Here is an 18,149-nt window from a genome sequence, read left to right as displayed (position 1 = left end):
CCTAAAAAAAGGCCACCCGAAGGCAGCCTTTCAAAACTAAAGAAGAGAGTTGTTACTTACACCGCCGCAACGGGACGCATGTAAGAGATCGGTGCGGTGCTGGCATCTTCGAAGGTCACGACTTCCCAAGCATCTGTCTGTGCAATCAACTTGCGCAGCAGCTGGTTGTTCAGGGCGTGGCCCGACTTGAAGCCTTTGAACTCGCCTATCAGGCTATTGCCCAGCAGGTAGAGGTCACCGATTGCATCGAGGATCTTGTGCTTCACGAATTCGTCTTCATAGCGAAGGCCGTCTTCGTTCAGTACACCATCCGCGTCGACCACAATGGCGTTTTCAACGCTGCCGCCGAGTGCGAGGTTGTGCTTGCGCAGGTACTCGATGTCACTCATGAAACCAAAAGTACGGGCGCGGCTGACTTCTTTTACGAACGAAGTGCTGGAAAAATCCACGCTTGCACTTTGGGTGCGGTCACGGAATACCGGGTGATCGAAATCGATCTCAAAGCTCACTTTAAAGCCTTCGAACGGGACGAAGGTGGCGCGCTTGTCGCCGTCTTCTACTGTCACTTCCCGCAGAATGCGTATGAACTTCTTGGCTGCGTCCTGTTCTTCCAGGCCGGCAGATTGAATCAAGAATACGAAGGGACCAGCGCTGCCATCCATGATGGGGACTTCGGACGCGGAGAGCTCGACGTAGGCGTTATCGATGCCCAGGCCAGCCATGGCCGAGAGCAAGTGCTCCACCGTGTCCACTTTGACGTCACCGTTGACCAATGTGGTCGACATAGTGGTTTCGCCAACGTTTTCCGCGCGAGCAGGAATCTGCACCACAGGGTCCAGGTCGGCACGCACAAACACGATGCCGGTGTCGACAGGTGCAGGCTTGAGGGTCAGGTATACCTTCTCCCCGGAGTGCAGACCTACACCTGTGGCACGAATAATATTCTTCAGGGTGCGTTGTTTAATCATGGCTTGGACCGCTTCAGCGCAAATTGCGAACTGGTATCAACAAAGGCTGGCGATAATAGCAGACCAGACCTTTGCTGAACACCAATCACCTTCATAGCCCTGATACATTCCATTAATCGGCCTGACGACGCAAGAATGCCGGGATGTCCAGGTAATCCAGATCATCCTGCGGATTCAGGCTACGGGACGCCGCAGCACCGGCCTGAGCCTGGTTGCGCATCACGGTCGGACGGTCCAGATCACGGTAGTTCACCGACGGCAGTTCCTGGCGCGCAGGCGCTGGAGCGGCAGCCGCTTGGCTGGCGTGACTGTTGTGGCCGGTGTGAACGGTATTGTCGATGACCTTAACAGGCTTCTCGATTTTTGCGCCCAAGCCGGTAGCAACCACGGTTACATGCAGTTCATCACGCATGTCCGGATCGATAACGGTACCGACTTTGACCATCGCGTGCTCGGAAGCGAAGGCTTCGATGATGCTACCCACGTCGGAGTACTCACCCAGGGACAGGTCAGGACCGGCGGTGATGTTCACCAGGATGCCGCGTGCGCCTTGCAGGTTCACGTCTTCCAGCAACGGGTTGCGGATCGCCGCTTCAGTGGCTTCACGTGCACGGTTCGGACCGCTGGCGCAGCCAGTGCCCATCATCGCCATGCCCATTTCGCTCATGACCGTACGTACGTCGGCAAAGTCGACGTTGATCATGCCTGGACGCTTGATGATGTCGGAGATACCGCGAACGGCACCGGCCAGCACATCGTCAGCCTTGGCAAATGCGGACAGCAGGCTTGCGTCCTTGCCCAGGATGGTCAGCAGCTTCTCGTTGGGAATGGTGATCAACGAGTCGACGCTTTCAGAGAGCAGACGGATGCCTTCGTCGGCGATCTGCATGCGCTTGCGACCTTCGAACGGGAACGGACGGGTCACCACAGCGACCGTCAGGATGCCCATTTCCTTGGCCACTTCGGCAATGATTGGCGCTGCACCGGTACCGGTACCGCCGCCCATGCCGGTGGTGATGAACACCATGTTGGTGCCTTGCAGCACTTCAGCAATACGCTCGCGGTCTTCCAGGGCGGCTTGACGGCCGACTTCCGGGTTGGCGCCAGCGCCAAGGCCTTTGGTCACGGCTGTGCCCAATTGCAGGATGGTCCGCGCGCCGATGCTTTTCAGCGCCTGGGCATCAGTGTTGGCGCAGATGAATTCAACGCCTTCAATGTTGCTCTTGACCATATGGTTGACAGCGTTGCCGCCGCCACCGCCGACACCGATTACTTTGATAACCGGGCTAGCGGGGATGTTGTCTACGAGTTCGAACATGTTCCCTCTCCTTTCGTTTTCTCTAGTTTTTTCGCCTACTGCTTATTGCGTGCTTCTACAACGGTGTGACGGTGTCGCGGTAAATCTTTAGAAATTGCCTTTTACCCAAGCCTGCAACCGCTCGAACAACGGCGCTTTGGCCTCGTCGTCGCTACGGTAGCTGTCACGGATGCTCGGGCCCGACAGGGAAATGCCGTCGGTCTGCTTTTGCAGCCCGTACAACAGCAAGCCCACACCGGTGGAATAAATCGGGTTGCGCACCACGTCGCCCAGGCCTTTGACGCCATGGGGCACGCCCAGGCGCACAGGCATGTGGAAGATTTCCTCGGCCAGTTCGACCGCGCCTTCCATCTTCGAGGTGCCACCGGTCAGCACGATGCCGGCCGGGATCAAATCTTCGTAGCCGCTGCGGCGCAGTTCAGCCTGGATCAGGGTGAACAGCTCGTCGTAACGTGGCTCGACCACTTCGGCCAGGGCCTGACGCGACAGCTCGCGCGGTGGACGGTCGCCGACGCTTGGCACCTTGATGGTTTCACCGGCACCGGCCAGCTTGGCCAGGGCACAGGCGTAACGGATCTTGATTTCTTCGGCGTACTGGGTCGGCGTGCGCAACGCCATCGCGATGTCGTTGGTGACCTGGTCACCGGCAATCGGGATCACGGCGGTGTGACGGATCGCACCCTCGGTGAAAATCGCGATGTCGGTGGTGCCGCCGCCGATGTCCACCAGGCACACGCCCAGTTCTTTTTCGTCGTCGGTCAGTACCGAGTAGGCCGAAGCCAGTTGCTCGAGAATGATGTCGTCGATTTCCAGGCCGCAGCGGCGCACGCATTTTTCAATGTTCTGTGCGGCATTGACGGCACAGGTCACCACGTGAACCTTGGCTTCCAGGCGCACGCCCGACATGCCCAGAGGCTCACGAACGCCTTCCTGGTTGTCGATCACGTAGTCCTGCGGCAGTGTGTGCAGCACACGCTGGTCGGCCGGAATCGCCACGGCCTGGGCGGCGTCGAGTACGCGCTCAAGGTCGGCCGCGCTGACTTCACGGTCGCGAATCGCCACGATGCCGTGGGAGTTCAGGCTGCGAATGTGGTTGCCGGCTACGCCGACGAACGCCGAGTGGATCCGGCAACCGGCCATCAGCTGCGCTTCTTCGATGGCGCGCTGGATCGATTGCACGGTGGACTCGATGTTCACCACCACGCCCTTCTTCAGGCCCCGGGACGGATGCGTGCCAATACCGACGATTTCGATAACGCCGTCTTCCCCGACCTCGCCCACCAGCGCCACCACTTTGGAGGTGCCGATATCGAGACCGACGATCATTTTGCCGCTTTGCACGTTTGCCATGGGTCCTGCCTCTTCTTAATTCTTCGCGACAGCGGGTTTGGCTGTCGTCGGCGCAGCCGGTTCACGCCAGCCGACGGCCAGGCCGTTGGCGTAACGCAGGTCGACGCTCGCAATGTTCGTAATCTGTTCTTTCAAGGTCTTGTCATAGATGGCAATAAAGCGGCGCATCTTTTCCACCAAGCGGTCGCGTCCCAGCAACAACTCGATACCGGGGCCGGAACTGCCTGCACCGGTGGTCAAAAACCAGCTGCCCCGCTCACGCAATTCCAGGCGTGCGATGGAGAAGCCCAGTGGCCGCAGCATCTGGCTCAAGGCCTGGTACTGCTGCATCACTTGCTGTTGCGCCCGCTGCGGCCCGAACAACTGCGGCAGGTGCTCGTAGTTGGCCAGTTCACGCGGGGTGAACGCCTGACCCTGGTTGTTCAACAGTGCGCCATCGCCCCAACGGGCAACAGGCAATTGCTCTTCCAGGCGGATCGTCACCTGGTCCGGCCATACGCGGCGGACTTCGGCATGCGCGATCCATGGCATCTGCTCCAACTCCGAGCGCATACCGGCCAGGTCGATGGTGAAGAAGCTCGCCGCCAGGTACGGGCCGATGCGCTGCTGTACCGCCTGCTGGCTGATGTAGCTCAAGTCGCCCTGCACGCTGATCTTGGTGATCGGCCGGTCGGCATACGGCAACAGACGCTGAGCGCCCTCGTAAGTGCCGAAGCCCAACGCCACCAGCAGCACCGGCCAGAACAGCGCTTTGATAAAACCAAAGTTGGCTTTCGGCAGGCGCGCCGACATCGGTTCCTTAGCCACCATCCGGCTGGCACCCCGCGGCACCGGCTTGCGGCCGGGGACTTGTGGGGGCTGATGACGAAGCGATGCGCCGTTCATGTGCTTAGCCTCTTGGCTCAATGCTGTCGGCCAGGATCGCCAGCACCAACTGCTGGAAATCCAAACCGGCTGCACGGGCGGCCATAGGTACCAGGCTGTGATCGGTCATACCGGGAGCAGTGTTGACTTCAAGGAACCAGAAATTCCCTTGGTCATCCTGCATCACGTCTGCCCGCGCCCAACCGGCGATACCCAGCGCCTCACAGGCTTTCGCCGTGAGGTCCATCAATTCCTGTTCCTTGATTGCGTCGAGGCCACACGGGATCCGGTACTGAGTATCGGAGGCCAGGTATTTGGCGTCGTAATCATAAAAGGTGTGGGGCGTGCCCAATGCGATAGGCGGCAATACCTGGCCACGCAGGGTGGCGATGGTGTACTCGGGACCCTGGATCCACTGTTCCACCAACACTTGCGAATCGTAGGTACTTGCCGCTTTCCATGCGTCGATCAATTCGGCGGCCGAGTTCACTTTGGCCATGCCGATACTGGAGCCTTCATGGGCAGGTTTGACGATCAAAGGCAGGCCCAGTTCCTTGGCCGCAGAAATACAATCGTCTTCGCTGCACAACACGCTGTGACGCGGGGTTGGAATACCCAGGCTGTGCCACACCTGCTTGGTGCGCAGCTTGTCCATGGCCAGCGCCGACGCGAGGATGCCGCTGCCGGTGTAAGGGATGCCGGCGCACTCGAGCAAGCCCTGCATGCTGCCGTCTTCACCGCCACGGCCGTGCAAAATAATGAAGGCGCGGTCGATCTTCTCGGCTTGCAGGCGGGCGAGGAAATCATCGCCCACGTCGATACCGAACGCGTTCACGCCGGCGCTTTGCAGCGCCTCAAGCACGGCGTTGCCGGACTTGAGCGACACGTCGCGCTCAGCGCTCTTGCCGCCAAACAGCACGGCCACGCGGCCGAAGTCAGCAGGCGCGACGGTGGAAAACAGGGCGTCGTAGTGGCTGGTCATTTCGACTTCCCCTGTGCGGCTACAAACAGCGGACTCGCGAGCAATTTAGGCGCAAGCCCGCCGATATCGCCGGCGCCCTGGCACAGCAGGATGTCCCCGGCGCGCAGCAGCGGCTTGACGATCGGCGCCAGGTCCACACCGCGCTCGATGTAGATCGGGTCCAACTGGCCACGCTGGCGGATGCTGTTGCACAGCTTGCGGCTGTCGGCACCCGGGATCGGCTCTTCACCGGCCGGGTAGACTTCCATCAACAGCAGCACGTTGGCATCGGCCAATACATTGACGAAGTCGTCGTACAGGTCGCGGGTACGGCTGTAGCGGTGCGGCTGGTACACCATCACCAGGCGACGCTCCGGCCAGCCACCGCGCACGGCTTTGATGACGGCTGCGACTTCGGTCGGGTGATGACCGTAGTCGTCCACCAGCATCACATCACCGCCGTCCACCGGCAGTTGGCCGTAGACCTGGAAGCGACGGCCGACACCGGCAAAGCGCGACAGGCCTTCGACAATGGCTTCATCGCTGACGCCCTCATCGGAGGCGATGCAAATCGTCGCCAGGGAGTTGAGCACGTTGTGGTTGCCCGGCATGTTCACCGACACGTCCAGCGGCTCGCGCTCGGGGCGCAGTACGGTAAAGAAGGTTTGCATGCCTTCCTGACGCACATTGATCGCACGCACGTCAGCGTCTTCGCTGAAGCCATAGGTCACGGTTGGACGCTTGACCTGCGGCAGGATTTCGCGAACCACCGGATCGTCCAGGCACACCACGGCCAACCCGTAGAACGGCAGGTTGTGCAGGAACTCGACGAAGGTTTTCTTCAACTTGTTGAAGTCACCGTCGTAGGTCGCCATGTGGTCTTCGTCGATGTTGGTGACGACAGCGACCAGCGGCTGCAAGTGCAGGAAGCTCGCATCGCTTTCATCGGCTTCGGCGATCAGGTAACGGCTGGTGCCGAGCTGGGCATTGGTGCCCGCGGCATTCAGACGACCACCGATCACGAACGTCGGGTCCAGGCCACCGGCCGCGAACACCGAAGCGATCAGGCTGGTGGTGGTGGTTTTGCCGTGGGTGCCGGCGACGGCGATGCCGTGGCGATAGCGCATCAGCTCGGCGAGCATCTCGGCACGCGGCACCACCGGAATACGCCGCTCAAGGGCAGTGGCCACTTCCGGGTTGGAGGTGTTCACGGCGCTGGAGACCACCAGCACGTCGGCCTCGGCGGCGTTCTCGGCACGGTGGCCGATAAAGATCTGCGCACCAAAACTCTTCAGGCGCTCAGTCACCGGCGACTCTTTCAAGTCGGAGCCGGACACCTGATAACCGAGGTTCAACAGCACTTCGGCAATCCCGCACATGCCCACGCCGCCGATGCCGACGAAGTGAATGCGACGGATGCGGCGCATCTCGGGTTGTGGCATGGCTTTCTGATTCTCAACCATGGGCCACCTCCAGGCAGATATCGACCACGGTGCGGGTTGCGTCAGGTTTAGCCAGGCGGCTTGCGGTGCTCGCCATGCTGTTGAGTCGTTCCGGTTGCATCAAAACCTCGGTCAGGCGTGCGGCCAAATCGGCGGCGCCAGTCGTTCTTTGCGGCAGCAGGAAGGCAGCGCCCTCCCCGGCCAAATATTCGGCGTTGCGGGTCTGGTGATCGTCGATGGCATGGGGCAAAGGCACCAGCAAGGACGGCAGACCGGCCGCAGCCAGTTCACTGACGGTCAGCGCGCCTGCGCGACAGACCACCAGGTCGGCCCAGCCATAGGCGTGGGCCATGTCTTTGATGAAGGGCTGTACATTCGCCTCGACACCGGCCTCGCGATAGCGGGTGGCGGTGATTTCATCGTGGTGCTTGCCAGCCTGGTGGAAGATCTCCGGGCGCGATTGCACGGGGAGTTGCGCCAGCGCTTCAGGCAACAGTTTGTTCAGCGGCTCGGCGCCCAGGCTTCCGCCAAGGATCAGTAAGTTCGCCTTGCGCCCGGCCAATGGCTGGCGGGCAATGTCCATGAACAGCTCGGTACGCACCGGGTTGCCGGTGGTGCGAAGCTTGTCCGAGGCCGCAAAGGTTTTCGGGAAGGCCTCACACACTCGCGCGGCCAACGGCACCAGCAAACGGTTCGCGGTCCCGGCAACGGCGTTCTGTTCGTGCACAATCACCGGCACACCGGCGAGCTTGGCGGCGACACCGCCAGGGCCGGTCACATAACCGCCAAAACCCAGCACACAGACCGGTTTCAGTTCACGAATAATTTTGCGCGCCTGCCAGACAGCCTTGAGCAACACGAACGGCGCCTTGAGCAGGGACAGCTTGCCCTTGCCGCGCAGGCCGGTGACGTTGATCAAATGCAGCGCCAAGCCGGCATTCGGCACCAATTCATTTTCAATGCCGCGCGGCGTACCGAGCCAATGCACGGTGTAGCCACGGTTCTGGAATTCCCGCGCGCAAGCCAGGGCCGGGAACACATGGCCCCCGGTGCCGCCCGCCATGATCAGCACATTAGCGCCCATGGGTCGGCTCCTCGGCAAAATCGCTCTCGCTGAATTCCATCTCTTCGCTGCCCAGGTGGGTTCGACTCTCCCACTCGATGCGCAGCAATAACCCGAGGCACGCGCAGCAAATCACCAACGAACTGCCGCCATAACTGAGAAACGGCAAGGTCAGGCCCTTGGTCGGCAGCAGGCCAACGTTCACACCGATGTTGATCAGGAACTGGCCGATCCACAGGAACGACAATCCATAAGCCACATACGCGGCGAAATACTGTTTGGCCTTCTCGGCCCACAAGCCGATGTACATGCCGCGCACACACACGAACACGAACAGTGCGACGGTGCACAGCGAACCGACCACCCCGAGCTCTTCGGCGAGTACCGAGAACACGAAGTCGGTGTGCGCTTCCGGCAGGTAGAACTGCTTCTGCACGCTGTTGCCCAGGCCCACGCCCAGCCACTCGCCGCGACCGAAGGCGATCAACGCCTGGGTCAACTGGTAACCGGAGCCGAACTGGTCGGACCAGGGGTCGGTAAAGGTAATCAGACGGGCCATCCGGTAGGGTTGCGCCTGCACCAGAACGGTCACTGCGGCCACGGCCAGCACCACCATCAAGGTGAAACGGAACAGGCCAACGCCCCCAAGGAACAGCATCGCTGCGGCGGCGCCCATCATCACCACGGTGGCACCGAAGTCAGGCTCCATCAGCAACAGGCCGGCCATGGGCAGCAGCACGATGAACGGCTTGAAGAAGCCCATCCAGCTTTCGCGCACTTCTTTCTGACGGCGGACCAAATAACCCGCGAGGTAGATCACCACGAAAACCTTGGCGATTTCCGACGGCTGCACGTTGAACGCACCGAAACCGATCCAGCGCATCGAACCGTTCACCTCGCGGCCGATGCCGGGGAGGATCACCATGACCAGCAAACCAAACGCACCGATCAGCATCAGCCAACCCAGGCGCTGCCAGGTGGCAATCGGAATCATCATGGTGACGATGCACGCGCCCAGACCAATCACCAGGTACACCAGGTGGCGGATCATCATGTACAGGGTGTTGCCCGACTGCACGGCGGCCACTTCGGAGGACGCTGACGTAATCATCACCAGGCCCAGACCCAGCAGCGCGAGGCAACCGGCAAGCATCGGGAAGTCGAGGTCGATACCACGCCCGGTGATGATCGGCGACGGGTACGGCTTGATGATATTTCTGAAATTCATGCCAAGGCCTCCACGCCGCGGGCGAACAGCTGGCCGCGCTCTTCGTAGTTCTTGAACATGTCGAAGCTGGCGCACGCCGGCGACAGCAGCACGGCATCACCCGGCTGGGCCAGGGCTTGGCACTGGGTAATGGCGTCGTCCAGGGACGTGGCGCGCACTTGCGGCACAGCGTCACCCAAGGCGGCGGCGATCAGGTCGGCATCACGGCCCATCAGCACCACGGCGCGACAATGCGCAGCCACCGGCCCTTTAAGGTCCTTGAAGTCGGCACCCTTGCCATCGCCACCGGCGATCAGCACGAGCTTGCCTTCGATGTCGGCACCGAGGCCTTCGATGGCAGCCAGGGCCGCACCGACGTTGGTGGCCTTGGAATCGTTGTAATAGCTGACGCCATTGAGGTCGCGCACCCACTGGCAGCGGTGCTCAAGGCCGGCGAACGTACGCAGGCTGGACAACATGGCATCAAACGGCAGGCCCACAGCATGGCCCAGCGCCAGGGCGGCGAGGGCATTGGCCTGGTTATGCGCACCACGGATTTTCAGTTCGCGCACCGGCATCAGGTTCTGGAATTCGAAGGCCAGGTATTTCTCGCCGTTCTCTTCACGAATGCCGAATGCCTTGAAGTCGGGTTTGCCGAGACCGAAGGTCCAGCATGGCAGGCCCTCGCCCATCAGCGGACGGCTCAGGGCATCCTGGCGGTTGACCACCACTTGCCGGGCACCCCGGAAGATCCGGTGCTTGGCCAGGTGGTACGCCGGCAGGCCGCTGTAACGGTCCATGTGGTCTTCGCTGACGTTCAGCACGGTGGCCACTTCGGCACCCAGGTCGTGCGTGGTTTCCAGCTGGAAGCTCGACAGCTCCATCACGTACAGCTCGACGTCGTCGCTGAGCAGGTCCAGCGCCGGCGTGCCGAGGTTGCCGCCCACGGCCACGCGCTTGCCGGCCGCAACCGCCATCTCGCCGACCAGGGTCGTCACCGTGCTTTTTGCGTTGGAACCGCTGATGGCCACAATCGGCGCCTTGGCGTTACGTGCGAACAGGTCGATGTCGCCGGACAGCTTCACGCCACGCGCCGCTGCCGCTTGCAGGGCCGGTGTCGCCAGGGCCAGGCCGGGGCTCACGTAGAGCTCATCGGCGCGGCACAGAAACTCGACATCCAGCTCGCCACAACGCACTTCCACGTGCGGGTAGTCACGGCGCAGCGTGACCAGCTCCGGTGGATTTTCCCGCGTGTCGGCCACGGCAAACGACGTGCCCCGGTTCGCGAGGAAGCGAACCAGGGACATGCCGCTCTTGCCGAGGCCGACAACGATGCGGAAGTGGTCTGAAGCGATCAGGGACACTCGTTTCTACCTCAGTTTCAGGGTGGCAAGGCCGACCAGTACCAGAATCACGGTGATGATCCAGAAACGGACAATCACACGCGGCTCGGGCCAGCCCTTGAGTTCAAAGTGGTGGTGAATCGGCGCCATGCGGAACACGCGGCGCCCGGTCAATTTGAAGGAGGCCACCTGGATGACCACCGACAGGGTTTCCATCACGAACACACCTCCCATGATGAACAGCACGATTTCCTGGCGTACGATCACGGCGATGGTGCCCAAGGCTGCGCCCAGCGCGAGCGCGCCGACGTCACCCATGAAGACTTGTGCGGGATAGGTGTTGAACCACAGGAAGCCCAGGCCGGCACCGATCAGCGCGCCGCAGAACACGATCAACTCACCTGCGCCCGGCACATAAGGGATCAGCAGGTATTCAGCGAACTTCACGTTACCCGACAGGTAGCAGAAGATGCCGAGCGCGCCGCCCACCATCACCGTCGGCATGATCGCCAGGCCGTCGAGGCCATCAGTCAGGTTCACGGCGTTGCTGGAGCCGACGATGACGAAGTAGGTCAGCACCACGAAGCCAATGCCCAGTGGAATGCTCGCATCCTTGAGCATCGGGATGATCAAGGTGGTTTCCACGGCGCTCGGCGCAGTGGTGTAAAGGAAGATCGCCGCCGCAAGGCCGAACACCGACTGCCAGAAATATTTCCAGCGGCTCGGCAGGCCCTTGGAGTTCTTTTCGATCACTTTGCGGTAGTCATCGACCCAGCCGATGGCGCCGAACAGCAGGGTCACCAGCAGCACGACCCACACGTAGCGATTATGCAGGTCGGCCCACAGCAAGGTGCTGATGCCGATGGACGACAGGATCAGCGCGCCGCCCATGGTCGGGGTGCCGGACTTGGACAGGTGCGACTGCGGGCCGTCATTGCGAACCGATTGACCAATTTGCAGGCTCTGCAGGGTGCGGATCATCCACGGCCCCAGGAACAGCGACAGAGACAGCGCGGTCAGCACACCCAGAATCCCGCGCAGGGTCAGGTACTGAAAGACCGCGAAGCCTTTGTGGAACTGTTGCAGATACTCAGCCAGCAGCAGCAGCATTAATGTTTCTCCGTACTTGAGCCACACAAGGCCGCGACGACGTTTTCCATCACCGCGCTGCGCGATCCCTTGATCAAAATGGTTGTGTGTTTGTCTTGTTCAGCGACGCCCAGCGCCTGGATCAGCTCGGCCTGGGTTGCAAAATGCCGCGCGCCGAGACCGAAGGCGTTTACTGCGTGAGCCATGTTCGGGCCGACGGCGTAGAGCGCATCGACTTTGCCTGTGGCGTAGGCGCCGACTTCGCGATGGGACTGTTCGGCCCAATCGCCCAGCTCGGCGATATCGCCCAGCACCAACACCTTGCGACCCTCGAAGCCTTTGAGCAGGTCAATGGCGGCACAGACCGAGGACTGGTTGGCGTTGTAAGTGTCATCAATCACGCGCATGCCATTGGTAGCCAACTGCGCAACGGTGCGGCCTTTAACCGGCTGCACCGCGCCCAGGCCGGTGGCGATGCCGAACAGCGACACACCCAGGGCATGGGCGGCAGCAGCGGCGGCCAGGGCATTGGCGACGTTATGGTTGCCCAGCAGATTCAGCTGCACGTGCTCGCTGCCTTGCGGGGTGTGCAAGGTGAAGGACGGGCAACCACGGGCGTCGACGGTGATACGGGAGGCGTGGAAATCAGCCGCTGCGTTCAGCACGGCAAACGTCAGGACCTTGCGACCGGCGGCGCGTACACGCCAGGTCTCGAAAGCCTTGTCGTCGAGGTTCAGCACGGCGGTGCCCGACGCATCGAGGCCCTCCAGGATTTCGCCCTTGGCCTCAACGATTTTTTCCGGGCCGCCGAACTCGCCAACGTGAGCGGTACCGGCGTTATTGATGATCGCAACGTGGGGCTTGGTCAGCGCCACGGTGTAGGCAATTTCGCCGATACGCGAAGCGCCCAGTTCGATCACCGCCGCCGTGTGTTCCGGGGCCAGTTCGAGCAGGGTCAGCGGAGCGCCGAAATCATTGTTCAGGTTGCCACGGGTAGCGAGGACCGGCCCGCGCGTGCGCAGCACGCCTGCAAGCAATTCCTTGACCGTGGTTTTGCCGCTGGAGCCGGTGATGGCGGCAACCGGCTTATTAAAGGCGGCGCGGTTCAGCGCCCCGAGTTGGCCCAACGCCAGGCGAGTGTCAGCGACCAACAACTGCGGCACGCTGGAATCCGCTACTTCGCGCTGTACCAAGGCGCCTACGGCCCCTTTGGCGGCCACTTCGTTCAGGTAGTCGTGACCATCGAAACGCGGGCCGGCCAATGCGACAAACAGTTGCCCCGGCGTGATGTTGCGACTGTCGATACTGACGCCGTCGAAGCTGCAATCGCTCGACAGTACGCGGGCCGACAAGGCCTGGGTCAGTTCGCTGAACTTCATCGCCTTAAGCATGGGCAACCTCCCAGGCCGTCAGGGCGTGATCGGCTTCGACCAGGTCGGAGAAGGCATGGCGTTCGCCGTTGATTTCCTGGTAGTCCTCGTGACCTTTACCAGCCAGCACCACGACATCGTCAGCGCTGGCGCTGGCGATCAGTTGCGCAATGGCTGCGCCGCGACCGGCAACGAAGCTCACCTTGGAGGCGTCTTTAAAGCCGACACGGATGTCATCGAAAATCTGGCTCGGGGCTTCGCTGCGTGGGTTGTCATCAGTGACGAGCACGCCATCGGCCAAACGCTCGACGATCTCGGCCATCAACGGACGTTTGCCGCGATCGCGATCACCACCGCAGCCGAACAGGCAGAGCAATTTGCCCTTGGCGTGTGGGCGCAAGGCTTCGAGCACTTTCTCCAAGGCGTCCGGTGTATGGGCGTAATCGACCACCACCAGCGGCTGGTTGCCGCCACCCAAACGTTGCATGCGACCGGCCGGGCCTTCCAGTTTTGGCAGCACGCGCAGGATTTCATCCAGCGCATAGTCCAGACCGAGCAGTGCGCCGATGGCGGCAAGCACGTTGCTCAGGTTGAAACGGCCGAGAAGTGCGCTGCGCAAGTGGTGCTCGCCCTGCGGCGTAACCAACGTGGCAAGCACGCCTTCGTCGTTGAATTGCGCGTCACGGCAATACAGGTACGCACTGGAATCCTCCAGGCTGTAGCTGATCAGGCGTGCTTCGCTGTCTTCAGCCGCCAGCTGGCGACCGAACGCATCATCCAGGTTCACCACCCGGCACTTCAGGTCATTCCAGGCAAACAGCTTGGCCTTGGCGGCGGCGTACGCCTCCATGGTGCCGTGGTAATCGAGATGATCGCGGGACAGGTTGGTCATCACCGCCACGTCAAACGCCAGGGCAGACACACGCCCCTGGTCCAGGCCGTGTGAGGAGACTTCCATGGCCACCGCCTTGGCACCGGCCTTTTTCAGGTCGGCCAGCGTGGCTTGCACGGCAATCGGGTTCGGCGTGGTGTGCAGGCCGCTTTGCAGCGCGCCATAAAAACCCGTGCCCAGGGTGCCGACGATGCCGCAATGCTGACCCAACTGGTCAAGGGCTTGCGCGACTAATTGGGTCACACTGGTCTTGCCGTTGGTGCCGGTCACGCCCACCAGGTTCAATTGGCGGCTCGGGTCGCCATAGAAACGCCCGGCAATATCCGACAGCTGCGCTGCCAGCCCTTTGACCGGAATCAGCGGCACATCGGTGATCGGCAACACAGTGGCGCCGTCCACTTCATAAGCGACCGCGGCCGCACCGCGCGCCAGGGCATCAGCGATGTGCGCACGGCCATCGAGCTTGCCGCCCGGCACCGCCAGGAACAGGTCACCGGCGCGTACATTACGGCTGTCCAGGCTCAACTCGCGAATCAGCAGATCGCGTCCGGCGTGGGCAAAAATCTTGTTCAAACTAAGAGACATCAGCCGCGCCCTCCATTGGCTTTGGCAGCAGCGGCCGGTGGTCCGGCGTTCGCTTGTTGAGTCGGCGGCAAGTTGTCCGGCGTGATGTTCATCAGGCGCAGGGTGCCGGACATCACTTTGCTGAACACGGGTGCCGATACCAGACCACCGAAGTAGCCGGCCTTACTCGGTTCATCAATCACCACCACAATGGCGTAGCGCGGGTCGCTCATCGGCCCGAAACCGGCGAACAGCGAACGGTAGGAGTTTTCGGCGTAACCCTTGGTGCCCACCGACGTTTTACGGGCGGTACCCGACTTGCCGGCCACGTGATACGCCGGCACCTGGGCACGGAATACACCGCGCGGCGCTTCGATCACTTGTTGCAGCATGCCTTGCATGGTCTTGGCGACGTTTTCCGGGATGACCTGGGTGGCTTTCGGCGCTTCGTCGACGTGGATCAAGCTCAACGGAACCATGCGGCCATTATTGGCCAATACAGAGAAGGCATGGGCCAACTGGATCGCCGTGACCGACAGCCCGTAGCCGTAGGACAGCGTGGCGGTCTCGGCTTTTTTCCAGTCGCGGTAGTTCGGCAGGTTGCCCACGCGCTCACCCGGGAAATCCAGGCCGGTGGGTTGCCCCAAGCCGATTTTTTGCGCCAGGTGGTAGATGGTTTCGCCGCCGATATCGAAGGCGACCTTACTCATGCCCACGTTACTGGAGTTGATCAGAATACCGGTCAAATCCAGCACCGGGCCTTCGGTACGGGATACGTCACGAATAGTGTATTTGCCCAACTGCAGGGTGCCCGGGTAAACCTCGACTTTGTCGCTTGGCTTCCAGCGCCCGGTTTCCAGGGCGGCACTCATGGAGATGGCTTTCATGGTCGAACCGGGCTCGAACACGTCGATCATTGCGCGGTTGCGCATCATCGCCGGCTGCAGGTTGCGACGGTTGTTCGGGTTGTAGGTCGGCTGGTTGACCATGGCGAGGATCTCGCCGGTCTTCACGTCCATGATCACCAGGCTGCCAGCCTTGGCGCCGTTTTCGATGATTGCGTTACGCAGTTCACGGTTGGCCAGGTACTGCAGGCGCAGGTCAATCGACAACGCCAAGGGCTTACCGGCCTTGGCGTTTTTGGTGACCTGGACATCCTTGATCAGTCTGCCGCGCCGATCCTTGATGACCTGGCGCTTGCCAGGAACGCCCGCCAGCCATTCATCGTAGGCCAGCTCCACGCCCTCACGGCCATGGTCATCGATGTCGGTAAAGCCAACCATATGCGCGGTGGTTTCACCGGCTGGGTAGAAACGACGAAACTCCTCGATGCCGTAGACACCGGGGACTTTAAGGTCGAGCACTTGCTGGCCTTGCTCGGGGGTGAGCCCGCGCACCAGGTAGATGAATTCTTTATTGGCCTGGGCTTCCAGGCGTTCGGCCAAGGCTTTCGGGTCCTGACCCAGGGCAGCTGCAAGCTCTGGCCACTTTTCCTTGGCGGTTTGCAGTTCCTTGGCGTTGGCCCACAGGGTGGTCACCGGGGTACTGACGGCCAGGGGCTCACCGTTACGGTCAGTGATCAGGCCGCGGTGCGCAGGAATCGGGATGTGCCGCAGGCTACGGGCATCGCCCTGACCAATCAGGAAGTCACGGTCGACCACTTGCAGGTCGATGATCCGCCAGGCAATCGCGGCCACCATGAGTGCCAGCAAGCCCAGCATCAGGCGGAAGCGCCATGGGTAGAGTGCGCCTTCAAGTTTCATCATGGCGCCACCATACGAACTTCGGCCGCGCCCGGAATATGCATTTTCAGCTGTTCGGTGGCCAATACTTCGATGCGGCTATGGGCCGTCCAGGTACTTTGCTCCAGGATCAACCGGCCCCACTCCGCCTGCGCTTTATCGCGCACGCTCAATTCCCCATAAAGGGTATTGAGCAATTGGCGGTTGTAGTGGGCGCTGTAGGACACCGCAATCGCGGACACCAGCACGCCGACAAACAACAGCAACATAAAGAAGCTGCCGCCCGGGAGGGGCTTGGCGAAAAGCTTGCTCACCGCAACTTCTCCGCGACGCGCATGACGGCGCTACGGGCACGTGGGTTGGCCTTGAGTTCGGCTTCGGAAGCGAACTGCGCTTTGCCATGAATTTTGATTTTCGGCACAAAGGCTTCAAACCGCACCGGCAGGTTGCGCGGCAGGTTATCGGACTCGCCCTTGACCAGACGGCGCATGAACAGCTTGACGATGCGGTCTTCCAGGGAGTGGAAGCTGATCACCACCAGGCGACCACCCACTTCGAGGGCCTCCAGTGCGGCTTCGAGGCCGGCTTCCAGATCGCCCAATTCGTTATTGACGTGAATGCGCAGGCCCTGAAATGCGCGGGTCGCAGGGTTCTTGCCCTTTTCCCACGCCGGGTTGGCGACTTTCAGCACTTCGGCCAGGTCGGCGGTGCGTTCAAACGGCTGGATCTCGCGGCGCTCGACAACGGCGCGCGCCATACGGCCAGCGAAACGCTCTTCGCCGTATTCCTTGAACACACGGGTGATTTCTTCATGGGGCGCGGTGGCGATGAACTGCGCGGCACTGATGCCGCGAGTAGGGTCCATGCGCATATCGAGCGGGCCGTCGTTCATGAAGCTGAAGCCGCGCTCCGGGTCGTCAAGCTGTGGCGAAGACACGCCCAGGTCGAGCAGAACCCCGGCCACCTTGCCTGCCATGCCGCGCTCGGCCACTTCGGCACCCAGCTCGGCAAAGCTACGCTGCACAACGACAAAGCGGCCGTCTTCGGCCGCTAGCGCTTGCCCGGTGGCAATCGCTTGAGGGTCTTTGTCAAACCCGAGGAGTTTGCCGCCAGGCCCGAGCTGGCTGAGTATCAACCGGCTGTGCCCGCCCCTGCCGAAGGTGCCATCCAAATAGCAGCCATCCGCGCGTACGGCGAGAGCCTCAACGGCTTCGTCAAGCAGTACGGTGATGTGGTTAAAGCCGCTATCAATAGTCACAGGATCAAATCACGCAGTTCATCAGGCATAGCGCCCGGTTGTTGAATAGCAGCCAGGTCAGCTGCAGACACAGCATCCCAGGCATCTTCGTCCCACAATTGGAACTTGTTCAGTTGGCCGACCAGCATTGCGCGCTTATCCAGCTTGGCGTACTCGCGCAAACGCGGAGGCACCAGGAAACGACCGCTGCCATCGAGTTCTAGGTCGACGGCATTACCGATCAGCAGACGCTGCAGGCGGCGGTTTTCTTCACGCAATGAAGGCAGGGCGCGCAACTTGGTTTCGATCAACTCCCACTCATCGAGCGGGTAAACACACAAACAAGGGTCAACGGCGTCAATCGTGATGATTAACTGGCCTGAACTTCGCGAAATGAGCTCGTCACGATACCGGCTCGGCATGGCGAGACGGCCTTTTGCATCGAGACTGATAGCGTTAGCTCCGCGAAACACAGATGCGTTTCTCCAAATTTTAGCGTTTTACGTTCAAAAAACCCACTTTGTGCCACTTTCCGCCACTTGCGCACACTATAGGAATGCGCCCACCACACCGTCAAGGCGCGGATTCAAGGAAAAGCCTTACAGAACGGAGATTTAGGAACGTAAAAGGAGGAGAAACGAGAGTTTGGCGATGTTTTTGACTCAACAACCGCAGATAGCTCAAAGCGCTATGGCTTAAAGTTAAAGTAATTTATTAAGAGTAAGATTTTTTTGGTATT

Annotated in this window: 16 protein-coding genes; all 16 read right to left on the bottom strand. The window is 61.1% G+C overall.

Annotation, left to right across the window (positions count from 1 at the left end; genetic code table 11):
- Positions 1-56 precede the first annotated feature (56 nt).
- Entirely contained in the window at positions 57-968 is a 912-nt protein-coding gene (gene lpxC, locus A7D21_RS29190; RefSeq protein WP_003216227.1) for a UDP-3-O-acyl-N-acetylglucosamine deacetylase, read from the bottom strand.
- Between the two features lie 112 nt (positions 969-1,080).
- Positions 1,081-2,286, bottom strand: a complete 1,206-nt coding sequence (ftsZ, locus tag A7D21_RS29185) for a cell division protein FtsZ (RefSeq protein WP_053254475.1) — start codon at positions 2,284-2,286, stop codon at positions 1,081-1,083.
- An 87-nt stretch (positions 2,287-2,373) separates the two neighbouring features.
- Positions 2,374-3,636 (bottom strand): cell division protein FtsA, encoded by a 1,263-nt coding sequence (ftsA, locus tag A7D21_RS29180; RefSeq protein ID WP_017738691.1) that lies wholly within the window; start codon positions 3,634-3,636, stop codon positions 2,374-2,376.
- A 15-nt stretch (positions 3,637-3,651) separates the two neighbouring features.
- Positions 3,652-4,521 carry a cell division protein FtsQ/DivIB gene (locus A7D21_RS29175; RefSeq protein ID WP_053254474.1) on the bottom strand — a complete coding sequence of 290 codons (870 nt, stop codon included), beginning with the start codon at positions 4,519-4,521 and terminating at the stop codon, positions 3,652-3,654.
- A gap of 4 nt (positions 4,522-4,525) precedes the next feature.
- Complete coding sequence (locus tag A7D21_RS29170; RefSeq protein ID WP_069553328.1) at positions 4,526-5,482, bottom strand: D-alanine--D-alanine ligase; 957 nt, start codon at positions 5,480-5,482, stop codon at positions 4,526-4,528.
- Positions 5,479-6,924, bottom strand: coding sequence for a UDP-N-acetylmuramate--L-alanine ligase (murC, locus tag A7D21_RS29165; RefSeq protein WP_069553327.1), 1,446 nt, complete (start codon positions 6,922-6,924; stop codon positions 5,479-5,481). The genes A7D21_RS29170 and murC overlap by 4 nt, the downstream gene beginning before the upstream one ends.
- Positions 6,917-7,987, bottom strand: coding sequence for an undecaprenyldiphospho-muramoylpentapeptide beta-N-acetylglucosaminyltransferase (murG, locus tag A7D21_RS29160; RefSeq protein WP_053254471.1), 1,071 nt, complete (start codon positions 7,985-7,987; stop codon positions 6,917-6,919). Before murG ends, murC begins: the two co-directional genes overlap by 8 nt.
- Entirely contained in the window at positions 7,977-9,194 is a 1,218-nt protein-coding gene (gene ftsW, locus A7D21_RS29155) for a putative lipid II flippase FtsW (protein ID WP_053254470.1), read from the bottom strand. The genes murG and ftsW overlap by 11 nt, the downstream gene beginning before the upstream one ends.
- Entirely contained in the window at positions 9,191-10,537 is a 1,347-nt protein-coding gene (murD, locus tag A7D21_RS29150) for a UDP-N-acetylmuramoyl-L-alanine--D-glutamate ligase (protein ID WP_053254469.1), read from the bottom strand. The genes ftsW and murD overlap by 4 nt, the downstream gene beginning before the upstream one ends.
- Positions 10,538-10,543: 6 nt before the next feature.
- Positions 10,544-11,626, bottom strand: a complete 1,083-nt coding sequence (gene mraY / locus A7D21_RS29145; RefSeq protein ID WP_053254468.1) for a phospho-N-acetylmuramoyl-pentapeptide-transferase — start codon at positions 11,624-11,626, stop codon at positions 10,544-10,546.
- Positions 11,626-12,996, bottom strand: a complete 1,371-nt coding sequence (gene murF / locus A7D21_RS29140) for a UDP-N-acetylmuramoyl-tripeptide--D-alanyl-D-alanine ligase (protein ID WP_069553326.1) — start codon at positions 12,994-12,996, stop codon at positions 11,626-11,628. Before murF ends, mraY begins: the two co-directional genes overlap by 1 nt.
- Positions 12,989-14,452: a UDP-N-acetylmuramoyl-L-alanyl-D-glutamate--2,6-diaminopimelate ligase gene (locus A7D21_RS29135; RefSeq protein ID WP_053254466.1), complete on the bottom strand. Its 1,464-nt coding sequence runs from the start codon at positions 14,450-14,452 to the stop codon at positions 12,989-12,991. Before A7D21_RS29135 ends, murF begins: the two co-directional genes overlap by 8 nt.
- Positions 14,452-16,194: a penicillin-binding protein 2 gene (locus A7D21_RS29130; RefSeq protein ID WP_169876072.1), complete on the bottom strand. Its 1,743-nt coding sequence runs from the start codon at positions 16,192-16,194 to the stop codon at positions 14,452-14,454. The genes A7D21_RS29135 and A7D21_RS29130 overlap by 1 nt, the downstream gene beginning before the upstream one ends.
- Positions 16,194-16,487 (bottom strand): cell division protein FtsL, encoded by a 294-nt coding sequence (ftsL, locus tag A7D21_RS29125; RefSeq protein ID WP_003216203.1) that lies wholly within the window; start codon positions 16,485-16,487, stop codon positions 16,194-16,196. Before ftsL ends, A7D21_RS29130 begins: the two co-directional genes overlap by 1 nt.
- Positions 16,484-17,431, bottom strand: a complete 948-nt coding sequence (gene rsmH, locus A7D21_RS29120; RefSeq protein ID WP_069553324.1) for a 16S rRNA (cytosine(1402)-N(4))-methyltransferase RsmH — start codon at positions 17,429-17,431, stop codon at positions 16,484-16,486. Before rsmH ends, ftsL begins: the two co-directional genes overlap by 4 nt.
- Positions 17,428-17,883 (bottom strand): division/cell wall cluster transcriptional repressor MraZ, encoded by a 456-nt coding sequence (mraZ, locus tag A7D21_RS29115; protein ID WP_003171868.1) that lies wholly within the window; start codon positions 17,881-17,883, stop codon positions 17,428-17,430. Before mraZ ends, rsmH begins: the two co-directional genes overlap by 4 nt.
- Positions 17,884-18,149 lie beyond the last annotated feature (266 nt).

This window comes from Pseudomonas sp. AP19 (assembly GCF_001728855.1).
GTDB classification, from domain to species: domain Bacteria; phylum Pseudomonadota; class Gammaproteobacteria; order Pseudomonadales; family Pseudomonadaceae; genus Aquipseudomonas; species Aquipseudomonas fluorescens.
This window is presented reverse-complemented; position numbering and strand designations above follow the sequence as displayed.